Source organism: Bacteroides sp. An269 (assembly GCF_002159755.1).
GTDB classification, from domain to species: Bacteria; Bacteroidota; Bacteroidia; order Bacteroidales; family Bacteroidaceae; genus Phocaeicola; species Phocaeicola intestinalis.
On the sequence record NZ_NFJG01000232.1, the window covers coordinates 1 to 1,134 of the forward strand.

Annotated in this window: 1 protein-coding gene; it reads left to right on the forward strand. The window is 46.4% G+C overall.

Features of this window, described 5'->3' with window-relative positions; genetic code table 11:
* Positions 1 to 741, forward strand: a 741-nt coding sequence (locus tag B5F71_RS19460) for a PD-(D/E)XK nuclease domain-containing protein (protein WP_206423874.1), incomplete at its 5' end; no start/stop codon positions are given.
* Positions 742 to 1,134: the final 393 nt, after the last annotated feature.

The window sequence follows — 1,134 nt, forward strand, 5'->3', positions numbered from 1 at the left end:
AGCCTGCTGAACGCGTTTGCCAAAAAGGCACTCCGTGACTATTGGTTCTCCAGCGGCACACCCACCTATCTGGTCCGCCTGCTGAACCATACGCAGGAGGACCTGAACGAACTGACCGGACGTTATTATCGCCCCGAAGAGTTTGTCGATTACAAGGCGGACGTGGAAAAGCCCTTGCCGATGATTTACCAGAGCGGTTATCTGACCATCAAAGGATATGAGCCTGTATACGAACGTTTCCTTCTCGATTTCCCGAACAACGAAGTGAAGAACGGTTTCGTGTCCTTAATCGCTTCCGATTACCTGAAATCCAAAGAAAATATGGGGAATTGGGTAATAGACGTAGTGGAATCTCTGAAACACGGCGATTTGGAACAGCTTCGCAAACTGTTCACATCGTTCCTTGCCAGTATTCCATACTCAATGCGTACCAAGAAGGACGAGGCGGAGAAGGAACGCTTCTTCCACTATACGCTTTATCTCATTTTCCGCCTGATAAGCGTCTACACGGTCTATACGGAGAAGGAGCAGAGCCAGGGGCGTGCCGATTGCATCGTGGAGACGGATGGCTACATCTATATTTTCGAGTTCAAGCGCGACGGTACGGCGGACGAGGCTTTGGCACAGATAGAGGCGAAAGGTTATGCCCGACCCTACGAAGCAGACCCGCGCACCTTATACAAAATAGGAGTGAACTTCTCTTCCGAAACGGGTACGGTGGAGGACTGGAAAACCGTCTGATTTACTATTTGTCTATTTACGATTTACTATTTATGAATTTCGCAAACAGCCATGTAGGGGCATATCGCATACGCCTGAATGCGTCAACTTATCCACGCGGATGATTTCAGGGCGTATGCGATACGTCCCTACAGTTCATTGAGTGAAATGCGGAATTCATTTTTTCATATCCGTAATTTAAAGGTTAATGTAAAGATAAAAAGAAAGGGAGGCGTTTCCCATTATGAGATTGGGAACGCCTCTCTTATCTTAGTAAGCAGTGTTAATTCTGAATTGTTTTGCTTAGAAGCTGTTTTGAATTTCTCCAAAAAGTTTTTCTTGGCTTGATGTATTCGTTTTCGTGTGTGCTTTGGGCGATTTTTTGGTCCTTTCCGCTCCTGTTCTTCGTCAGAT